This window comes from Maribacter polysaccharolyticus (genome assembly GCF_028882255.1).
GTDB classification, from domain to species: domain Bacteria; phylum Bacteroidota; class Bacteroidia; order Flavobacteriales; family Flavobacteriaceae; genus Maribacter_A; species Maribacter_A polysaccharolyticus.
Genome location: NZ_JARBUY010000007.1, coordinates 22897 through 45102 on the forward strand (window position 1 = coordinate 22897; position 22206 = coordinate 45102).

Below are 22206 nucleotides of genomic sequence, written 5' to 3' on the forward strand. Positions count from 1 at the left end.
TTTATTGGTTTTTAGGTATGACTACCGTTTGTAGGGCTTTTGGCGCTATTATGAATTCAACCGATTTCCCGTTTAATAGTAAACCGATACTTTTTTCTTTTTCGGTTTCATTAAAAATAACAACCGATATATTCCCATTGGGATTTTCCGCAGCAGTAACCATTAGGTCTTTATCCGAAGTGTCGACTCCTATTACCTTGGCGTTTGGCCTAATGAATTTACTAAAGTGCGACATCGTAAAAAAGAGCGGGGTAAAATAAACTTCATCGGCCTCAGGGTCTACGATTACAGGTGCAATGCACCAGTTTTCAAACCAATTGGGTCCCCCTTGCCTATCAAGTACCATATTCCAGTCTACCCAGCCATCGACCCTATTGTTGAGGCAACCGATTATATCCCTTGCATAGCGGTTAACTGGGGAATATTTAGGGTGCAGGTGCTTATCTTTTTCCGGAGCCCAGTCCCAACCCCAATCGGTAGCTTCTTTGGACCAGTACCATTTATCGTCTTGCCATACGGGGATTTCAGAATCCACGCAAGCTTCTGCTTGTATTAAATATTTGTCGGGCGCTTTGTGATGTGCATACTGCAATTCTTCCGGAAAAACTTCAAAGGTGCTGGCATACCAATGTATGGCCGTACCTGCGAAATATTTTGAACTGGCCTCATTTCGAAACATTTCATCTACCCATTCCTTTAGGTGTTCACGATTTTGGTCGTATCCTAAAATTTTTAGATCCCCTTTTCCATCGGCTTCCAATTTAGGTCCTAAATGGTACTCGACGAAGTCGGTCATTTCTTTTGGGCTAAAATGCATGCTTTCCCAGTTGTTGCCATTGCCAAGAGGTTCATTTTCTACCGTGAAACCCCAAATATCGATTCCTTCATTTTTATAGGCGTCAACGTATTTTGAAAAAAACAATGCCCAGGTATCATAGTATTCGGGAAGCAATTTACCCCCAACCCAATTGTTGTTGTCTTTCATCCAAGGTGCTGCCGTCCATGGCGAGGCAAAAATCTTAAATCCATCTTCAGAGGCGGCCATTGCATCCTTGATCATAGGGATCAGGTCATCTTTATCTTCTTCGACAGAAAAGTGTTCCAATTCTTTATCCCCTTCAATAGGGCTGTAAGAGTAATTGTCCAGTGAAAAATCGCAAGAATTCATATGGGTTCTTGTGAGGGAATAATTGGCCCCTTCTTTACTGAAATAAGCATCGATGATTTTTTTGCGATTCTCTTTTCCCATTTGGTTCAGTAGGTAGGCCGAAGATTCGGTAAAGGCCCCCCCAAACCCTGTTATGGTCTGAAATTGCTCATCGGGATTCAATTTTATCTGTATGGGGTTCCGTACTTCCGGGAATTCCGTAATACGCTTCAATTGGTTGCCCGAAGCGGAGGTTTCATATACCTCTACCGTTAATTGTTCTTCTTTTTCGTTACAACTTACCATTAGTAGGATAAGTAGGGTTAGTAGGTAGAAACTGTTTTTTATCATCGTGAAGCACTTTTAATTTATCAATGAAAATTGTTGTTATGGTTAAGGGTGGGTTAGGCCCGTATAGATTTTCTTTATTTCGTAAAAGGTTTCTTTCTTCTTCCTTTCAATGTCGACAATACCCCAGAACTCCTCATTGGGCGTACCGTCATACGGAACGCCGGTACTATTCGGAGCCCAGCCACCTGGATCTTGGGTTTCCGGATTTCCTGCTTTCCACCATCCATCGGTAAAGGAGAACAGGGTTACACCTGAGCAAATATCGGTGTTGTTAAAGACCGCGTTTAAAATGCTTGTATTGGCATCGGCCTGTGCTTTTTGGTTGTTACCTGCTTCATAACCATCTTTTGTGATGGTCATATAGCTGTCTCCTCCAGCTTCGGACAAATACATGGGTTTAGGGCTAATTGCATTCCATTCGGTAAAAATGGAGGAGGGGTCATCAAAACGATAGACGTTCATTCCCCAAACATCGATGTTTTTGGATAAGGACAATGCCAAGGAATCGGGTAATTCGCCATGGGCCGTGGCAACCGGATGAGAAAGGTCGTTTTTATGGATAAGATCGGCAGCATTGTCCATGGCCCTATACCAGTTCTTTATATCGCCTTCAAACCATTCGGGGTGGTAGTTGTACTCATTTCCCAACTCCCAGAATAAAATGGCATCGTGATCTTTATATTTATTTACATAATCGATGAAAGACCCGGAGCGTATATCATAAAAACCCCCTTGGTTATACCCGAAACCAATGATCACTTTGATACCCGCAGCCTTAAATCGGTCAAGGACAACTTTATCATCTATGGGTTCATAAACCCTTATTGTATTTATACCGGCTTCTGCCATTAAGGCAATATCCTGGGTTAAATTACCAAAGTCCCTTTTTTCACTTCCTTTAGGAACGGGATGATAACAGATGCCTTTGATTAGATAAGGGGTTTTGTTGACCAATATTTGACGTCCTGAAACCGAGACCAAATCGCTTTTGGCATTACCGGAACAGGAAATAAGAATGCCTGTCAAGAGTAATACGATCCCATATTGGAATCCTAATGTGATTTTTTTAATCATATCGATTATACTTAATGATCACCGGGTATCGTGAATCAGGGTTCAATGCTGTGTTCATTGTTCGGGTTTTTTAATATTACGGGCCATTGGGGGTACCCTAACCGCTTTCATAAGGGCATCCATATCTCCGTTGTACGTTTTGGTAATCGCTTTTCCGTCTCGGGTCAATCCGTCAAAAGTACCTTCATCCACCAAGTTCCATAGGGGATACTTAGCCTCACTCTTCAAATTGATCAATCCGAAATGGTTTTCGGATCCCATAGGATTTTCGGCATCTTTCCATTGTTCATCAAAAGCTTCAAAATAAAAGCAGGAAATACCTTTGGCATTGGTCCATTCCCGCATATGTTTATAATATAAGCCTTGCTTGTATTCATCGGTAGCCCTGGAGCCGGTAGGGCCATAGAATCCGTCGGACTTCGTAGCCCATCCGGTTTCGCCGATATGAATGGGTTTGTGCACGCCCAAACTTTTCATATATCCCGAAACACTATCGTATTGTGATTTTGCGAACTGTAGGGCACGTAGCATGGCCGCATCTATTTTTTCAATATCCGATAGGCCTTCTTCATTTTCCGGTACGCCCCAAAAAGCTGGATTATAATGGGTATTGTGATAGGGGTAGGTATGCATGGATATGTAGTCAACCGCATCGATCAATTTTTCAAGATCTTCGGTGTGGTATTCTGCACTGCCGCCACCCCAGGAGGAAAAATCGTCCGAACTGGTTATCCATAGCTCTTTGGGTAGCTTGCCTTCTTTTTTTAAATTTTGAAGGTGGGTAACCCATTTCAAGATCACGGCAGGTTGCACATAATAACTGGCGGCCCATTTGACCATGGCTTCGTTCCCTACCGCGATTATCTTAACGATATCGGGATATTCGTTCGCCAACCTAACGGCTTCTTCAATTTGCCAAGTATTGGCTTCACTTTCCACATTGTGGTCAGGGTCCTTATCTGTCCATGCATTTTTACAATCGATCCAGGCGCCTAGCATGACATACATTTCAAAACCAGGGTCTTTTTGTTTCAATTCACTAATGGCCTTCAATAAATTGGCTGCCTGTGGTAGGTGCACTTTGTAGGTGCGCACGATTTTTATGCCCATGGCAGACAAAAGCTTCATGTCTTCTTTGAGTTCATCCAAAGTGGGTTCGATATCGTGGTCTACATGCCTATATCCACCATAGGATATGGCCAGATATTCCGGATTGCCGAGAATATCCTTCGCACTTTTATTTGCGGTCTCTTTCACAGTTTCGATATTAACTTCTTTCTTCGCATTCTCTTTACATGAAAAAGCCAAAAGCATACATAGCACCAAAAAGCTGAATTTAACGTGTTCTTTCATTGCTTTGGTTTTATTTTTTCAGGGATACGACAATTTGCTTTATTTCACCGGTGCGTTCAAAAACCATGTTACTTGTCGATGAATCAAGATTTTGTCCGTCCAATTCAAGAACGGAACCTTCTGTGAAATGAACGTTCAACCCTTCTTTTTCGGACAATTTGTAAATTATCGGGATTTGACAATAGGTAAAGGCCAGCGACCCTTCTTCAAGTTGTATTTCCTTTACTTCATTATTTTTATTGAAATAGGTAAAGACCTTAGGGGTCTTTAAGAACTCCTCAACCCGTAGTAAACGAGGATCGAAGAAGATTTTTCCGTCGGTTACGTAGACACCCAATTCCCCAAATCGGCTTAATATATCCTCTTTCACCTGTCCCGTCATTCCTGGCTGCTGTGCGCCTTTACCTGCCGGTGTATGTGAATAGGGATCTGTAGGGAAGGCCCCGTAGAGTTCCGGGGACTTATGAACGCCGATTCCCGCTTCAATTTCATAATAATGGTCCAGTAAACGACCAATAATCGTTTCATCTTCCTGATCGGCAACGGCTCCTAAACAGATTTCCTGTACCGCCAACAACAATTTTGAGACCATATGCCAGTATATGGAACCCAAACCCTCATACCCGAAGAAGGTCCCGGATCGACCGGTAAAGGCCTTATGGTTGAATATTTCTTCAAAAGTTGCCAATAACAAGGATTCGTCTTTTTCGACAAGGGCCCCATATTGTTTTTTGGGCAAGTTTGCCAATGCCGATTTTAAGCTACCGGCATTGTTGAAATTTCCATTGAAATGGTAGTTTCCTAAACCATCCTTTTCGACGATTTGGGTATTTCCATCCTTTACCAATCGCGCTACTAAACTTGAATCCGCAATGCGCTCCGAGGGAATGTTGTTTTTATCATAAAAACGTGGGAGCTCCTTGTTCGGATACAGGATATAACTGTATTGGTCGGGCCTGAACAGGGCACTGTTTTTCAAGGCGTCCAAAAGTTCCAGGGCATCTTTACCGACAATATAACCCGAACTTAGAACGGCGACTTGCCCTTCCAACATTTCCGGTAGGTAGGAGATGGAAACTTCCGAATCATTTTCGACGGTCATTAAATTGTAGGCATGATACAATTTGTCGTCCCTTTTGTTGGCCCTGATACTATGGTCCAAGTACTTTTTGGAAACTTGCAGGAAGTGCAACAGTTCATTTTTTGTAATGCGCTCTTTGCTGCCCTCAAAACCATTTTCATAAATGGTAGTCCTATAGTCGCTACCTGCATTTCCCAGTCCGTCTAACACCGTTTTACGGTCTTTATCGGAAACTTTCCCGGAAAGTATGGCGATATTGCTATCGAAAGTGTTGACCACCTTATTGAAAAATTGGGATAATTCTTTGGATATCTCACTTTCGCCATGGGGCATACGCGCTACCACCCCTTCGAAGAAATGCAGGAACCTTCTTAGGTAATACAGGGTTACCATTGACACCCCGTTGCCCACCAACGCATTGTTCGCATCGTTCCATTCGGGTCTCTGGGTATTCATCCAGATACCCCCTTCAGGAATGAAATTCGAAATCTTGGCCAATAAGGTTGCCAAAAGCTTTTCAATAAGGTTCGCTTTGCAGATCACGGCGTTTTTATCACTTAGTAATGCGCCATCCGCACCCATAACTTCCCTCTTTTTGTTTATTTCGGAATCAAGGCCATCGTCGAATACGATGGTGTCCTTGGGGTTGGCCAGGATATCGGCATAACCCTTTATTTTGTAGGGAACGTTCGCATAAACGAAAACATTTTGGTTAAAATAGGAAGCTAATTTATCGGGGTAATGGTGTTCGATGAACTCCAGGAATTTTAGGAGATAAATGATCTGATGATCTCCCCAATACCCAATGTAGGACCATGGATCGTCGGGTTCTATGGTTTCCCAATCAAAGCCGTCTTTGGTGACCCGGTAAGGATTGTAGCCATCGAAGGTAGTTGCATTCAGGAATTTATGGATCATATTTTCGATAAATCCGGGGTACGAATGCGCCAAAGCTTCCCAATTCTGGAAAATATCGCGCCAGTTTCCTTCATAGTCCAATATTTTGGACCCATCTTCATTTCTCGTGTTTATCGAAAATTTGTTCCAAGGTCTACTTGGGTCCCCATGTCTTCTACTGAATTTCAGGGGCATGTATTCAAAGGCCAATCGCATGAAATCACTGTCATGGTCTTTTATGGCCAATTGCTTGAGGTCCTGGAATGCGAATTTTTCCGATAGGGGGGCAATGAGCTTTTCTTTATTCGCGAATACTTCTTTATTGGCTTTTTGGAGGTATTTGAGAAAATCGTTTTTTTCGATTTGATAATTATCATCAAAGATACCACCTCGCATAATGTTGAAGAGGGTATTGGAAAAGTGTCTGGTGTTTCTCAAATTGTCCGCCGACATCTGCAAACCATCAGAAGCTCCGTTCAACTCCAATAAATGGGTCGACCCCAATTCAATATCCGCTTCGATCAAGGAGGTCAGGGCTTTTTCCTTTTTTAATTTTTCTGAAATCTTACGAATACCGACCATCGTTTGGTTGACATCGGCAACGATCAACCACTTTTTTGATTCCTTTGGTTGTAAAGTAACATCGGTACAAATAAAGTAGGCCCCTTTTTCGGCTTTAATATCTTCTTCCTGTTCTATGGCATTTCCCTTTCGGAAGGCATCCAGTTGTTTGGATGAAACCAAATATTTTACATTTTCCAGGCCAATGGACCAAGCTATTGAAGCTTTTAAGGCTTCACTGGGTTCGGCTTTATCCACGATTATGGCACTTAAGGCATAAATGCCGATACCCACCTCGGGATCAAGCTCATTTCTTTTGTACGCATCGACCAAATTACTTTGTCTATTCTGTAATTCGGATGACACCCCATATGGAAGAATATTTTGGATACCGTCCAATACGGTTACTTTTTTAGCAGAATCCGTAGTGTTGATCAAAGTTGATTTTCTTACAAAGCCATAGGTGTCGCTTGAACTCCATTGGTACCTGAAGGTGATTCCCAGGTCGATATTGGTTTCTTCAAAAACAACCTTGTTTCCTAACGAATTTTTATACAGATTTCTTTGGGTATTGTAAATTCCGTTGAATCTCTCGGAAAAAGGCTCCCATAAATAGGTTTTGCCTTCGGCATGGATATGAAGGATGGTCTTGCTTCCGGTAATATCGGCCGACTCTGTAATTTTATCATCGGTATAATAGGGAAAAAGTGATGATTCGCTGTTTTTTCTTCCGGCAGTCAATCCTCCATTACTTGAAATGAACATCCAATGGTTGGAATCACTTACAATGCTCATGAAGAAAGGTCTCATGCCGTCGCAATTGGAAATTTTATAATAACTTTCGTTATCAAGATTCACAAGTTCCCCTTTTATTTTACCGGCTTCAAAGGAAGCTACATTTTTTCCTAAATACATGTGGTCTACTTTTATTTTATCGTCGATGTTTTTTTTGAAAACCCCTTCCGTAATAATTATAGGAAAAGGATTTTTTGTTGTCGTTCAATGTTAGGGCACATCATTAAAAATGCACCGTTTGTTCTATTTTCTTATTAATAATTCCTCTACTTCCTCCAATGTCCTGCCCTTGGTTTCCACCACAAATTTGTAAACAAAGAAAATGGCGCAGAACGAGAGTAGGGCATATAGGCCGAAAGTCATCGTTGGTCCAAGATTTGACAGTTCCCAAGGAAAAACCTGTGTTACCGAAAAACTGACCAATGAATTGAAAAAACCTACCACCGAAATGGCTATTCCCTTGATTTTACTAGGGAATATTTCAGAGATCAAGGCCCACATCACGGGTCCTAGCGAAATGGCAAAAGATGCCACGTAAAGTAGGATCGCGATTAAGACCAAGGAGGCATTGATATTTATGGTATTGGTGATTTCGTTTCTTTTGAATTCCAAAAACCGATCGGCATCCAATAAGGATTCCACCTCGTTGAACAAGGCGGCCTGACTATCAAAAGAACTACCTTTCAACTCGGCCAATGCCATTTTGATTTCGGTATTGCCGATTTGGTCTAGGGTCGTGTCGTTAAAGTCATAAGTGGCATTGTTGAATGCAAAAGCAGCCAACAAAAGTGCAATGGTCATACATGTTGTGCCAATGAGTAATAAAGGTTTTCTTCCCAACCTGTCGATCAACCATATGGCTACCAAGGTAAAGACTAAATTGGTCAACCCTACGACTATGGCCTGAAGAAAGGACGAATCGGTACTTCCTCCGGCTTGTTCAAATATTGTGGGGGCATAATAAAAAATGGCATTGATACCGGTAATTTGTTGAAAGAACGCTATGCCCAAGGCGATGATCATGATGGTCATATACTTGGGGTTCACCAAATCGGAGAGTTTGCCTTTTTCTTCTTTTTTTGCCAATCCTCTCTGGATTTCCGCGATGGTCACTTCGGCATAGGCTTCCCCGCCGATTTTGGACAGTGTCTTTTGGGCCAAATTTACCTTATCCGATTTTTGGATCAACCACCTTGGGCTTTTGGGCACCGTCCAAAGCGACAGAAAGTAGATGGCTGCAGGTATGGCTTCCACCCCGAGCATCCACCTCCAACTTTCGCCTTCCAGATTTACCAGGAAATAATTTGAAAAATAGGCCACTGAAATCCCGATTACAATATTCAGTTGGTTAAAAGAAACCAAACTTCCCCTTAATTTGGGCGGTGCGATTTCGGCAATGTAAATAGGGGCGATCAGAATGGCTCCCCCGATACCGATGCCCCCGATGATCCTGGCAATGATAAACTCGGTATACTCGGTTGCCAGTGCCGACCAAGTAGCGGATATCGTAAAAAGTGCGGCAACGATGATCAGGACTTTTTTTCTTCCAAAGCGGTCGGCCATGGGGCCTGCCAATAAATTACCCGCCATGGCCCCGAAAATGACACATCCTACAGCAAATCCGAGCATCGAATCGGTCATTTCAAAATAAACGGTTATGCCTTTAACGGCTCCTGAGATTACCGCACTGTCGAATCCCAATAAAAAACCACCCAAGGCCACTATCAAACTAATTAGAACAGTATAGGGTTTATTCGTTTTTAGTACAGCATCGTTTTTTTGCATGGTTTTAATACTTAATGGTTGCTTTCCTTTTTTATTGGCTTTTGGCTTCTATAATTTATGACTTTTATTCGGATAATAATATGGTTTGAATGGCGTGTGCGGGAATGGATACACTTGCCGTATTCCCGGCAATGGTAATAGTGTAATCCAGTTCTTTGTCACTCTGGTTCATGGCGATAATGGCCATGCTTCCATCTTCGTTCAAAAAGCCCGTTGACAATAGGCTATTGGCCGTCGAAACACTACTGATCCTTTTGGCTCCCGGGCGAATGAATTTTGAAAAATGACCTATATAGTAGTAGGAGTTGGTGAACATAAGCTCACCGGTTTTCGTGTTCCCGTGGACAGGGGCAAAACATAAATTGCCTACATGGTTGGGGCCTCCGGTCTCATCCAAAAGTATATTCCAATCGGTCCAAGCTACGGTGCCATTGTTGAAGTCGTTAACCATTGACCTTCCATAACGTTCGGCAAGTCTTGGTTCTTCTATTTTAGCCATATCAAAGGCTTCATTACAGCCTTCGGTAAAAATCAGGTTTTTATCGGGATAGGCTTCCTTTACCCTTAGTACATGATCGAACATGGGTATGCCGTCTTTCCAGTCCTCATACCAATGGAAACCGGTGCCCCAAACATATTTGGCGGCATCGGGGTCGTCCAAGATGGTACTTGCCCGTTGAAAAAGAAGATCCCTGTTATGGTCCCAGACAATAATATTCTTATCACCCATATTCGCTTTTTCCAAGGTGGGGCCCAGATAATTTTTTAGGAAATCGCGTTCTTCTTCCGCGGTGTAGATACAGGATTCCCATCGTTGTACGGCCATGGGCTCGTTTTGAATGGTCAATCCCCAGATCGGTATGCCTTCGGCTTCGTAAGCTTCTATGAATTTTACATAGTAATTGGCCCAAGGTTGAAAGAACTCCGGTTTTAGTTTTCCGCCTTGCAGCATATTGTTGTTCGTCTTCATAAATGCAGGTGGACTCCAAGGGCTGGCGTACATCGTCAAATCACCCCCTGCTGCTGCTATGGCTTTTTTTGTAAATGGTAATCGGTATTGGCGGTCATGGTCAATATTGAAGGTTTTTAGTTCGGCGTCCCCTTCTTCAACATAGGTATAACTGCCCGATGAAAAATCGCAACTATGTATAATGGTTCGGCCCAAGGAATATCCGATTCCTTTGTCTTTGTCATAATAGGCTTCCAAGAATCTTTCCTGGTTCTCTTCCGATAATCGGTAAAAGGTCTCCGCTGCGGCATCGGTCAAGGCAGCACCAATGCCTACCAATGATTGGAATTGTTTGTTCGGATTTACATAAATATCAATATCCATTTCCAAGGGTTGTTTATTGGGACCAAAGTTCAGGGTTCCGGTCTTTGCCAATTTAAGATCGGATTTGTGGGCCGTGGTGTAAATATCCGCTTTCATTCCTTCTATTGATAATATTACGGGCTTGGGTTCGGCTGTTACGGTTTCTTTATTTTCCTTCTTCGTACCCGTACAATTAGCCATGAGCAATGGTAAAAGTAGCACCCCTATGGCACTGTGGAACAAACGACCTTTTTTTAAGTTTTTCATTGTTTTGATATTCGGGTTTAATTTCCGTAAAACCAAATTAATTAATGTAAAGAGCAGAAATACAGTGCATTATACTGAATTTTTGTCTTCTGTTCCCAAAATAGGGAAGAAAAAGGTTAGTTGGGAAACTAACCTTTTTCTTTACTCGAACCGTGATTGGGGTTCGATCTTTATTGATATACCCTAACGTAATCAACTTCCATCGATGCTTCGGTGAAAGCATCATCTATATCACCACCGAAAGATCCTCCCATGGCAACGTTCAAGATCAGGAATTGATCGGAATCGAATGGCCAGGTGTCCCCATCTTTGGTATCCGGGTTGTACGTATAGAAAATTTCATCATCCACTAAGAAAGAGATTTCATCCTCGGACCAGTTGACCGAATACACATGAAATTCAGAAGTAGCATCGCTAACCGTAACTTCCCCGGTATTAACGGTGGCACCGGAACTAGAGGTGTTGTGGATCGATCCATGAACGGTACCTTCGTCGTTACCAACATGTTCCATAATATCGATTTCCCCACAAGCAGGCCATCCGGTGGTATCAAAATTGGCTCCCAACATCCAAAGTGCGGGCCAAGTTCCCCCGCCTGAAGGCAATTTTGCACGGATATCGACCCTGCCATAGGTGAATTCAAATAGATCTTGTGTCAAAATCCGGGCGGAAGTATATTCCGATCCCTCGTAACTTTCCTTTTTGGCGGTAATCTTCAAAGTACCATCCGAAATCGATACGTTATCGGTCCTATCGGTGTAATATTGGGATTCATTATTTCCCCATCCGTCGGTACCGGTTCCTAAATCATAGGTCCAATTGGCTGAATCAGGACTTCCATCAGTATCGAATTCATCGTACCAAACCAAGGTGGAATACGTGACATCAACGGTAGCTTCTTCATCCGTAGGTTCATCTTCGGAAGTCAATATGCCAAACCAACCCAGGCCATCATCACCAATGGTTTTGACGAACATTTCGGTATCCGTTCTGGAGATTATTTGATAACTGTGGTCACCGCCCACATAAAATCCATGGAATCCATAACCATTGAAAGTTAAGGTCTCTTGGTCATCCGGAGCCGTTAACTCCCAAGTATCGGTAAAATCCGAAACCGGATAGTTTTCATATTCCCCGTTGGAATTTTCATCCCAAGAAGTTCCGAAATCGGCAAATAATGGACCAGACTGACCATAAATCGTTTCGTTGGTCACATAGGTTACCGTACCATCGGACTTGAATGTTATTCTGTCGTCATAAGCACCTAAATCGGCTTTGTCATAAGCATTGGCAGACCACCAATCGGCAGAAGTACCGTCGGCCGGACCAACCCCGAAATGACCACCGGATTCCGCTTTGACCCTCCAGGTTTTTTCACCATCTCCGTACAACATCTCCAATAAATCCTCTGGGGGCTCATAGGTTGCCAATACTTCGATCTGGACGGTTTCGGTTGAACTCGTTCCTGCCGTTCCATAGGCCTGTACGGTAATATCGTAGGTGTTGATCCCTACGGTGGAAAAACTTACTTCCAATTCCCCTGAAGGAGCCATTTCTTCCTTACCACTATAGATGAACTTATAGGTAATGGCGTTGGAAGCGGATGCGGTTAAACTAACCTTACCTGTCCCGTCACCATAGGGGTTATCTGTATCCAATCCTTGGATATCCGCAGTTACCTGCAGGTCTGACGGTGCAACTATGTCACCGAATTCGTAATTATTTTCTTCGCACGACATCAATAGAATCGCGAAAACGAGGAAAATGGTTTTATAAAATGTGCTACTATTTTTCATAAGTACCTTTATTATTTAGACTTATTAGTTTTGTGAAATATCATCAACATAAATGGTATAATTACTGGTGCCATCTCCCATGGTTCCATTATCCATGATCAATACCAAATTGTAATAGTCGATGCTCGAATCAACACCGGTAAGGGTATAGGTTAATTCCTCCCAAGTATTGGCAACGGTAGTGGCTACCGTAATTTCATCGGTTGCAGCGGTATCTGGCCAAGCAACGTCATCTTCGAATTTCACCAATAAATTCAAACCGGCCCGTGGCGACCAAACTTTGATCTTGATCGTGCTGCCTTCCTCAATGTCGAAAGGTTCTTCCACGGTTATTTTGGATCCAGCCCAGGTTTGACCGTCACCTTTGATCAATTCGGCGACCGTAGCCGATGTATTTCCGGAAGTATCCGGATTTTCAACGGTAGCGATCGATCCGCCATCAAAGGAACTCATGGCATAATCCGCTTCAAAATCCAAGAATGAGGCTACCGAAATATCATCGATATAGAGGGTATAATCACTACTGCCATCACCTACGGTACCATTATCCATAATCAACACCAAATTGTAATAAGATAGGCTGGAATCAACACCTGTAATGGTAAATGATAGTTCTTCCCAAGCATTGGCCACTGTAGTGGCTACCGTAATTTCATCGGTAGCAGAGGTGTCGGGCCATACAACGTCGTCCTCGAATTTCATCAATACATCCAATCCGACCCTAGGGGACCAGACCTTCATGGTCACGACGGTATTTTCGGAAACATCAAAGGGCTCTTCAACGGTTATTTTGGATCCAGCCCAAGTTTGACCGGCACCTTTGATCAGTTCGGCAACCGTAGCTGAGGTATTGCCTGAAGTATCCGGATTTTCGACGGTGGCAATCGACCCACCATCAAAGGAGCTAAATGCATAGTCCGATTCAAAATCTATGGGAAGCGATCCACTTACCGCAGCGGTAGATGCCCTGTAGAAATAAATGTTATCGATGAATACGGTACCTGCGGCCCATGGCGCACCGACAAATTTAAGTTGATGGATATCGGCTACGGTCAATCCCTGATCCGTAAAGTCTGAAATTGGAATATCGATACTTGTCCATTGATCGGCCGTTAAGGTCGATGTTACCGGTTTTTCCCCATTCGTTGCACTGATCAACGAGGTTTCGATGGTGGTTACATCTGCCGTCCAAATATCCATATGTAAGTACTCCATTTCCGTTAAGTCCTCAGCTGCGGCAAATTGGACCCCTTGGTAACTAAGGTTAATGTATTGTAACATGGTATCCCCATTCAAATCGAATTCCGCATAGCTACTTCCCTGTCCTGATTGTCCCCAATCCGGGTTAAAATCGACCCCGGAAATATCGGTATACTTAGCACTGTAGACAGAAATTACATCGTCGGCATTTCTGGTTGGTGGCGTAGCAGCCGAGGATATCGGCTGTAAAATGGCAACCGCATCGAAAGTAGTGGTGTACTCCGTTGTCTCAATGGCGGCACCTTTTGCCACTACCGTAATGGTATAGGTTCCTGCCTCATCGTATATATAGGATACGGTATCCCCGATATTGGCCGAAACGGGATCATCATTGCCTTCTTCACCAAAGTAAACATCGTAAGTAATGGCGTAATCAGCAGTTGCGGTTACATTGACCTGTTTGGATACCGCTTCATCGTTTGAAATGGAAACCTCCAAATTTTCAGGGGCATTGAAGGAAACCTCCAAAGGTAAGGTGGTATCCGAGCTTAAACCGGTAATACCGTAAGCGGTGATTACCACGCTATAGGAACCTTCTGCATAGGTATGTGATGTATTTTCCCCTTGCTCCAGGGTCGCAACCTCTGAAGCATCGCCATAATCGATCCCATAACTAACCGCGCCCTCACTATTTGGCGTAATCGTTACATCACCCGTATTATCCTGCGTTACACTAAATAACGCCGATACATTTGTGGGTGCTACCGCTGAGTCAATAAAATCAACGTTGTCAAAGTTGTCGTCCTCACAGCCCCAAAGAGCGGAAAAAACAACAATAGCACTTAGAATATATTTCAATGTTTTCATAATTAAGTCTTTTTGTTATTAATAGCCGTCGTTTTGGGTTAAATTCGAAATATCGATTTCCTGTTGGGGAATGGGGAACACTTCGTGTTTTCCTTCCACAAAACCATCGATAACGTCTGCGGCTTCACCTGTCCGTACCAAATCGAAGAATCGGTGCCCTTCCATGGCAAGTTCAAAATTCCGCTCGGCCCAAATGGCATCGGTCAAGGTAGAACCTGTGGCCGTAATATCATGGTCCGTGTCCCCAAAGGCCCTACGTCTGACTTCATTCAAGTATTCCTGGGCCTTAGTATCACTTACGCCCCCTCTATTGTTGGCTTCGGCAGCCATCAACAATACATCGGCATAGCGGATAGATCTATAGTTGGTGCCATAGTTCAGTTCTGTTTGCGCATCACTTTCCCCGGCTCTAGGAATATATTTATGGTTATAGTACCCTGTATGCTCATACCCTTCGGTATAGGAAGCGTCGTTGGCTTCTGCAAAGGCTTCCATATCCAAGATGGAAGCGTCCCTTCTTGTATCGTTTTCATCATAGGAGTTGTACAGATCTTCGGTAGGTACGTTAAAACTCCATCCGGAAGCATATGTAGGTCCACTGAAACCCCTTGGTCCGTTATGTATTATACCATAGTTACCTTCGGTACCTTGAGGGGTGTAACCCCAATCCCACCATTCGGATGCACTTGAATGTTGCACCTCAAAAACGGATTCGGTACCATTTTCCCCAGAGGAAAGGAATTGACTGGCGTAATCCGATACCAAAGTATACTTGCCGATTACGTTTTCCAAAACCTCAGCGGATTCGGTAAATTTATCTTGGTACAAATACACTTTACCCAGTAAGGCCTGAGCGGCATATTTGGTAACCCTGCCCGATTGACTGACTGTTGTAGGCAATGCATCTATGGCATTCAATAGGTCGGTTTCTATTTGCGCATAGACAACCGATGCCTCGGAACGCTCTAAAGTTCCGGAGTCCGATGCTGTCAACCTATATTCGGTAAACAAAGGCACATCCCCAAAGAATTTCACCAATTCAAAATAATAGTAGGCCCTAAGGAAGTAAACTTCGCCATAAAGGGCGGCCTTACCGTCAAATTCGAGTTTTTCCTTGTTTTCCTCTAAGTAATTTGCCCGGTTGATCCCTTCATAACACCACGTCCAAATGGAGGTTAGGTTGTCATTACTGGCATAATGGGTCATATCATCGATTTCCTGTAAACCGACAACATCCGTGGCACTCTCACCACCACATAATGAATTATCCGATGCAATATCACCGATCAATATATTTAGGTACATCCATTGCAATGGGTCATAAGTACCCACTACGGCAGATTCATAATCGTCTGAAGACTCAAAATAGATGTCAGCAACGATCTCATAATTTTCTGCAGGGTCATAATCCACATATTCCGTACAGGAATATGCCGTTACCATCAATAACCCGATTAGCGCTATATTTTTAAATATTTTCATGTCTTTTTTATTAGAATTTAACATTTATACCAAGTGTCCAAACTCTAGGTTGTGGGTAAGTACCCCTATCAACACCGGTATCCAGTACTGAATCGTCCCCATTGGAAATTTCCGGGTCATATCCCGAATAATCGGTGAAAACAAAGGCGTTTTTCACTTGACCATAAATCCGTATCTGATCCAAACCATTTTTCTTTACGACATCATCGGGTATTTTATACCCTAATTGGATGTTCTTGATCTTGATGAAACTGCCGTCTTCTATGTATCTGTCTGAAGCCCTAGTGTTGTTATTGTCATCTACGAAGGTTACCCTTGGTTCGGAATAACTCGTACCTTCACCGGTCCATCGGTCCAAAACGGATGCAAAACGGTTCGTATAGTTCAGGTTTCTTTCATAAGCCCTGTAGATATCATTTCCTACAGAGGCGTAGGTAAATACGTTGAAGTCGAAATTCTTATAATCCAAAGCCAAGTTCCATCCTACCGTAAAGTCGGGGAAAGGATCTCCGATTTCCGTTCTGTCGTCATCATCGATTTCCCCATCTCCATTGACATCCACGAAACGGATATCGCCGGGAACAGCGCCATCTTGTGTAGCATGGGCATCGATTTCACTTTGGTTTTGGAAAATACCATCGGTTTTGTAACCGTAGAAATATCCTGGGGAATAGCCTTCCTCAAAACGGGTTATATAGGTATAGGGGATACCATAACCTGAACCGTCTATGTATTTGTTACCGTTGTTGATTTCCTTAACTTCATTGACCGAGGTGGTAAAACTAACATTGGTGCTCAGTTTAAAATTGTCCCCGAACTCGCTATTATAGCCGATACTGGCATCAATACCATAACTACTGGTTTTACCGATATTGGTGGTTGGATATTCAGGAGATCCGAGGTATAAAGACAAGGTGGGGTCGAACAATAAATCGTCTACCGTTTTATTGAAGTAGTCAGCCGATATGCTCAATTTATTATCGAACAATCTGGTGTCAAAACCTATATTGTATTGAATTTGATTTTCCCATGAAACATCTTCATTTGGAATCGTTTCCAAAGTGGATCCACTAGCTATTTCATTACCAAAAGTGTAGGAAGGGAAGGTTGAGATGGTCGAATACTGTGCCTCGATGTTGTCATTACCGACCGTACCATAACTACCCCTAAGTTTAAAATAGGTCATCACTCCCGGATTGAAGAATTCTTCTTCGGAAACCAACCATCCTAGGGATGCGGATGGGAAGAACCCGAATTTGTTGTTTTCACCAAAGTTTGTTGAACCATCTATACGACCTGTGAACGACAGTAAATACCTATTCATAAAGTCATAGTTGATCCTAGTGAAATAGGATATGTTCCTTGTCTCATATTGCCATGAGCTAGAGGTGTCCGATTCTGAATCGGTAGAAGCGGAAACATCTGCGTACTTCCAAGAGTTAAAAGGAATATCCTCAGCACTTGCGGTGATATTATCCCCGGTATTCTTGCCTATTGCCATACCCAATACCGTTTCAAAAGCATGGTCATCACCGATGTTGAAGTTGTAATTGGCGAACATTTCGTAGGTGAAGTTGAAGTAATTCGTTCTGGATTCGGAAACCCTGTTACTATAGAGGTCGGTTTCATTGCCATCATCATCCGTGGTGGTTATCGCAGATAGATCTGCATTCGCCGTCGTTGAATTATGGCCTGTTCCATAGTATACCAAGGGGTAAAAATTCTTTGAATATACGTCTACATAGGTATACCCGAACCTGGAAGTGAACTTCAGGTTGTCCAATACGTCATATTGCAATTCCAATTTCCCGGTGAGCTTGTTGGTGTTGGACTTGTTATAGGTGTTGGCTATAAGTGCAACCGGGTTTACAATCTCTTGGGTTATCGTTTCACTTACCCCGTAATTACCATCCTCATCATATACGGGAACGGTAGGATCCATGTTCAATGCATTTGAAAGAACCCCTGTGATACTGTTTTCAGCGATACTGCTGCCCTTGATGTTGGCATAACTTGTATTGGAGATCAACTTTAATTTATCGGTCATATCCGTATCAAAGTTGGCGGTAAAGTTAACCCTGTCGAAGTAGGATTTGTCCCCACCTCCAACAATACCTTCTTGGCTCATATACCCCGCGGAAACGAAATAAGAGGTAAGTTCACTACCCCCTTGGGCAGATAAATTATGAGTGGTGATCGGTGCCGTTTTAAAGACTTCTTCCTGCCAATCGGTTCCTTTGCCATAGCCGGATATATCACTGAAAATGATTCCTTCACCGGCATTGGCACTGGCTTCATTTAAAATGGCAACATATTGACTGGCATTCAATACATCGATTTTGTTGATTACTTGCTGTAGTCCGTAGGAAGAATTAAGGGAAAATGTCGTCTTGGTGTTCCGTTTACCTGATTTTGTCTTTACAACAATTACACCATTACCACCTTTTACCCCGTATATAGCCGATAAAGCGGCATCTTTCAATACGTTGATGGATTCAATATCAGAAGTGTTCAATGAATTCAGGTCATCCAAGGTTTGCGTAACACCATCGATAACGACAAGTGGATCGGTACCTGTATACGAAGGGATACCCCGTATCAAGACCGTAGGTTTTGAACCGGGAGAACCGGCTCCGATAACGTTTACACCGGAAGCTTGCCCTTGTAAGGCGTCATCTGCCCTGACTGCATTGAGTTTTTCGAGATTTTCCCTTTTTACGGTAGAGACCGCACCGGAAATCTTACTTACTTTTTGCGTACCATAACCAATAACCACCACTTCTTCCAATGCTTCCGCATCTTCGGTCAGTGTCACGTTAATGGTTTGGTTACCACGGGTCACTACAACCTCTTGGGTTTGGAACCCCAGATAGGAAAAAACCAAGGTTGAGTTAATGGGAACATCATCTAAGGCAAACATACCATCAAAATCTGTTGCGGTTCCCTTTGTCGTGTTTTTCACGATAACATTTACACCTGGAATAGGCATGTTACCCGAATCCGATACCGTACCGGAAACATTGGTCGTTTGACCAAATGTAAACGATGCGACCAAGAATAATGAGAGAAATAAAATTTTTGACTTCATCTGTTAATTTTTGTTAGTTTTTAATTCTTCAGATGGAATTCGCATAAACAAGGTTTCCTTTTGCGTTGAGAAAGTCGTTATGCGCATTTCATTTATGATTACTTTTTATTAAGGTAAATTTAACGCCAAGAGTTAAGGATTCCTTAAAAATGACCACAACAAAAAACATACATCTCAAAAAAAAGAGCTTAAAATGCGTTATTCGCACTTGTTTTCCTTGTAACTTATATAGGTACGCAAGGAATTTGAAGTTGTTGGAATGCAGCTGATTGGCCTACGAAATCGTTTTTGTATAGGTAATGTTGAGGTGGTGTTGTAGGGGGGTGTATGGCCTATAGGTTCAAAATGTAGTCCGTTAGACCCGATTCGTGTTGAAGCTGCATCTTTTTACGGAGCCTATAGCGCTTTACTTCCACGCTTCGTACCGAAATATTCAGTAAAGGTGCGATTTCCTTCGAAGACAGGTTCAATCGCAAATACGCACAAAGCTTTAAATCGTTCGGGGTTAATTCCGGATGTATTTTTTTTATCTTTTTCAGGAAATCTTTATCGGCATTTTTGAAGGCCTCTTCGAAAAATGACCAGTCATCTTTGTTGTTGATATTTTGATTGATGGTCCTAATAACCGATTTGATCTTTGGATGGTCGCCATTTTCTTTTAGCTGGTCCCGGATCATACTTAAAAACTCGTTCTTTTTTATGATGCTCATGGTGGATATGGCCAATTCCCGGTTTTTATTCGCTATATCCTGACGCAATTGTTCATTCTTGATTTCTATGATCTTACTTTGTGCCTTTAGCTTTTTTCGCTTTAGCTTTTTGGTGTTTTCCTTAAGAATTTTGGCATTTTGCCTTTTATAGTACGATTTGTATAATTTATGGATCAGGAAGGAAATTAAAATAAAAGCGAGGATATAACAGGTGATGGCAATATTGGAATAATACCAAGGTCTTTGGATAACGAAAGGGAAACTCGCTATGTTCTCGGACATACGGTCGCCTATTTTTGATCTTACTTTAAAGGTATAATCCCCAAAACTCAAATTTTCAAAAGAGATGTCCGGATGCGTGATCCAACTGCTCCATTGGTCGTTAAGTCCCTCAAGTTTGTATTGATAGGTAACTTCCGCGTATTTATCATAGTTGGGGGAACTGAATGAGAATTCCAGATCGTTCTCCGTATATGCCAATTCTTGTCCAGGGTTCAATGCAATCTCTTCTTGGGGCGCATTTAGGAATTCTTTCTGTACCGAGGAAATCCTGATGGTATGTTTTTTGGTTTTGACCTTGTTCAGGTCTAGGAGGGTATAGCCATTAGATCCACCGATCAAATAGGTGTTGTCCTTTAAATGGGCAATATGCTCAAATCCCGAAATACCGATACTTCGTCTGAATTTCGTGGAAATGGGAACCTTTACCACTTCGGGTGAATTACTGAATTTACCCGGGGTGGTATATACGATGTTTTTTTCACTGAAACCCCAGAGCCTTTTGTTTTCGGGATCTGGGATTAAAATACCGTTTAAATTGTCATTTGGGATATAGAACATTTTTGAGAGGACGGTATCGGTCTCGAAACCATCTTGTTCGTAATTGTATCTCAGGATCTTTTGATTCGAGTTTTCTGTGTAGTATAAACTGTTATCATGAAGGACCAAGCTTGATCCAAACCCATCGGCAGGATCATTTTGCACTTTGAGTATGGTCTTGAAATCGGGATCGACGGTTAATTTATAGATTCCTTTATATTCATTGTTAACGATTATCTCATAGGTGTCGATGAATTCGAAAAATCTGCTTGAATAATTGAAACCCTCCAATTTGTTCCTTGGGCGCCATTTCCCGTTTACCTTTTCAAGAATATTCAAACCATCATAGTTGCCTTGTAACAATAGGTTGTCATGCCCCTCGATTTTCTTTATATTCCATGTTCCTGTCGATTCGCATATGAGTTCCGCAGTTGTATTTTTCACCATATAGGTGCCATTATTATGGCCGCAAAACAAGCTGCCGTCCTGTTCAACCAAACCCCATACTTGCCCTTGGGTACCGGCGATCAATCGAAAAGGGTGCTGCGTATTCGCCTCTTTGTAAAAAAGACCTTGGTTGGTGCCTATATATAATAGACCATTAAAAATTTTAGCGGCATAAACATTTCCGATCTTTCCCTTAAGATCGTTGTATTCCTTAAATGGGGAGTTGTAGTTGATCACACTTAGACCATTATCCAAACCAAGCCATAGGTTTTGGTCCAGATCTTCGAACATAGACAGTACAGTGTTGTTGTAAAGTCCTTTTTCTTTATTGATCGCGTTTATGATCTTGCCGGTCTTATCTAGATGGTAAACGCCATTGGTTATGCTGCCTAGGGCAAAACTACCGTCACTCAATTGGATACTGCTGAATAATTTTATCGAGGCCAATTCCTGGTCTGCTTCGATATTCCATTTTCTTAATCCCTTTTCTTCCAAAAAGTAAAACCCACCTTTCTCCAATAGAAAAAGGAGTTTTTGGTCTTTTTTATAAATCGCGATGACGAGATTTTCGGCAAGGATCGGGTCATTGGTGAGCGATATCGGATTCCCATTTTTTATTTCAAAAATACCTTCATTGGTTTTTTGGAAAAATACGCTGTTGTCCACATTGAAAATCTGTGCCCTTGGGGTTTCCGAATCAATGATCGTAAACGATCCATCAAGGGTGTTGTAGCTATAGATACGGTCCAAGGATTGGAATAAAACCCAATCCCCGACTTTAAGTATATTCCAGAATTGCTCATCATCGATCAGTGGCGTTTCAAGCTTGGGTATCAAAGAATGATAAACAAGTTGGCCGAATTCATTTTTTTTCCAGTAACCGAATTCCATAAAACATCCGGTATAGACCAAATCATTGATAACCTTTACAGAACGTATAACGGAGCGATTGGGGGAATCATAGAGTTTAAAACGCGCGCCATCAAACGTTAACAAACCCGAATTATTGGCGATAAAGATGGTTTTATCCGTGCTCTGGGAAAGCATCCAATTCTGATTGTCGGCCTGGTAGGTCTCTGGGGGATAGGTAATGATCGGAGGCAGTTCCTGTCCGATAAGATGAATGCTGTTAAAAAGTAAAATTATCAAAAGGGCCTTCAAGTGCATATCGTAA

Annotated in this window: 11 protein-coding genes; all 11 read right to left on the bottom strand. The window is 42.4% G+C overall.

Features of this window, described 5'->3' with window-relative positions:
- Position 1: 1 nt before the first annotated feature.
- A complete protein-coding gene (locus PHU20_RS18155; RefSeq protein ID WP_274826832.1) occupies positions 2 to 1498 on the bottom strand; it encodes a glycoside hydrolase family 30 protein in 1497 nt (498 codons plus the stop codon).
- Positions 1499 to 1540: 42 nt separating this feature from the next.
- Positions 1541 to 2572: a glycoside hydrolase 5 family protein gene (locus PHU20_RS18160; RefSeq protein WP_274826833.1), complete on the bottom strand. Its 1032-nt coding sequence runs from the start codon at positions 2570 to 2572 to the stop codon at positions 1541 to 1543.
- Positions 2573 to 2626: 54 nt separating this feature from the next.
- On the bottom strand, positions 2627 to 3925 hold the full coding sequence (locus tag PHU20_RS18165; RefSeq protein WP_274826834.1) for a glycosyl hydrolase family 17 protein: 1299 nt from the start codon (positions 3923 to 3925) through the stop codon (positions 2627 to 2629).
- 10 nt (positions 3926 to 3935) lie between these two features.
- Complete coding sequence (locus PHU20_RS18170; protein WP_274826835.1) at positions 3936 to 7379, bottom strand: hypothetical protein; 3444 nt, start codon at positions 7377 to 7379, stop codon at positions 3936 to 3938.
- A 123-nt stretch (positions 7380 to 7502) separates the two neighbouring features.
- Positions 7503 to 9044 (bottom strand): sugar porter family MFS transporter, encoded by a 1542-nt coding sequence (locus tag PHU20_RS18175; RefSeq protein WP_274826836.1) that lies wholly within the window; start codon positions 9042 to 9044, stop codon positions 7503 to 7505.
- 64 nt (positions 9045 to 9108) lie between these two features.
- On the bottom strand, positions 9109 to 10623 hold the full coding sequence (locus PHU20_RS18180; protein ID WP_274826837.1) for a glycoside hydrolase family 30 protein: 1515 nt from the start codon (positions 10621 to 10623) through the stop codon (positions 9109 to 9111).
- Positions 10624 to 10793: 170 nt separating this feature from the next.
- Positions 10794 to 12419, bottom strand: coding sequence for a glycoside hydrolase family 16 protein (locus PHU20_RS18185; RefSeq protein ID WP_274826838.1), 1626 nt, complete (start codon positions 12417 to 12419; stop codon positions 10794 to 10796).
- A gap of 24 nt (positions 12420 to 12443) precedes the next feature.
- Positions 12444 to 14486, bottom strand: a complete 2043-nt coding sequence (locus PHU20_RS18190; protein ID WP_274826839.1) for a PKD domain-containing protein — start codon at positions 14484 to 14486, stop codon at positions 12444 to 12446.
- Positions 14487 to 14504: 18 nt separating this feature from the next.
- Entirely contained in the window at positions 14505 to 15968 is a 1464-nt protein-coding gene (locus PHU20_RS18195) for a RagB/SusD family nutrient uptake outer membrane protein (protein WP_274826840.1), read from the bottom strand.
- A 10-nt stretch (positions 15969 to 15978) separates the two neighbouring features.
- The gene (locus PHU20_RS18200) at positions 15979 to 19056 is read right to left on the bottom strand and encodes a SusC/RagA family TonB-linked outer membrane protein (protein WP_274826841.1); all 3078 of its coding nucleotides are present in this window, start codon (positions 19054 to 19056) and stop codon (positions 15979 to 15981) included.
- A gap of 332 nt (positions 19057 to 19388) precedes the next feature.
- The gene (locus PHU20_RS18205) at positions 19389 to 22181 is read right to left on the bottom strand and encodes a helix-turn-helix and ligand-binding sensor domain-containing protein (protein ID WP_274826842.1); all 2793 of its coding nucleotides are present in this window, start codon (positions 22179 to 22181) and stop codon (positions 19389 to 19391) included.
- Between the last annotated feature and the right edge of the window lie 25 nt (positions 22182 to 22206).

Excerpts from the sequence above, each read along its gene's own strand:
- PHU20_RS18155 (WP_274826832.1), bottom strand. The coding sequence starts at position 1,498 with ATGATAAAAAACAGTTTCTACCTACTAACCCTACTTATCCTACTAATG.
- PHU20_RS18160 (WP_274826833.1), bottom strand. The coding sequence starts at position 2,572 with ATGATTAAAAAAATCACATTAGGATTCCAATATGGGATCGTATTACTC.
- PHU20_RS18165 (WP_274826834.1), bottom strand. The coding sequence starts at position 3,925 with ATGAAAGAACACGTTAAATTCAGCTTTTTGGTGCTATGTATGCTTTTG.
- PHU20_RS18170 (WP_274826835.1), bottom strand. The coding sequence starts at position 7,379 with ATGTATTTAGGAAAAAATGTAGCTTCCTTTGAAGCCGGTAAAATAAAA.
- PHU20_RS18175 (WP_274826836.1), bottom strand. The coding sequence starts at position 9,044 with ATGCAAAAAAACGATGCTGTACTAAAAACGAATAAACCCTATACTGTT.
- PHU20_RS18180 (WP_274826837.1), bottom strand. The coding sequence starts at position 10,623 with ATGAAAAACTTAAAAAAAGGTCGTTTGTTCCACAGTGCCATAGGGGTG.
- PHU20_RS18185 (WP_274826838.1), bottom strand. The coding sequence starts at position 12,419 with ATGAAAAATAGTAGCACATTTTATAAAACCATTTTCCTCGTTTTCGCG.
- PHU20_RS18190 (WP_274826839.1), bottom strand. The coding sequence starts at position 14,486 with ATGAAAACATTGAAATATATTCTAAGTGCTATTGTTGTTTTTTCCGCT.
- PHU20_RS18195 (WP_274826840.1), bottom strand. The coding sequence starts at position 15,968 with ATGAAAATATTTAAAAATATAGCGCTAATCGGGTTATTGATGGTAACG.
- PHU20_RS18200 (WP_274826841.1), bottom strand. The coding sequence starts at position 19,056 with ATGAAGTCAAAAATTTTATTTCTCTCATTATTCTTGGTCGCATCGTTT.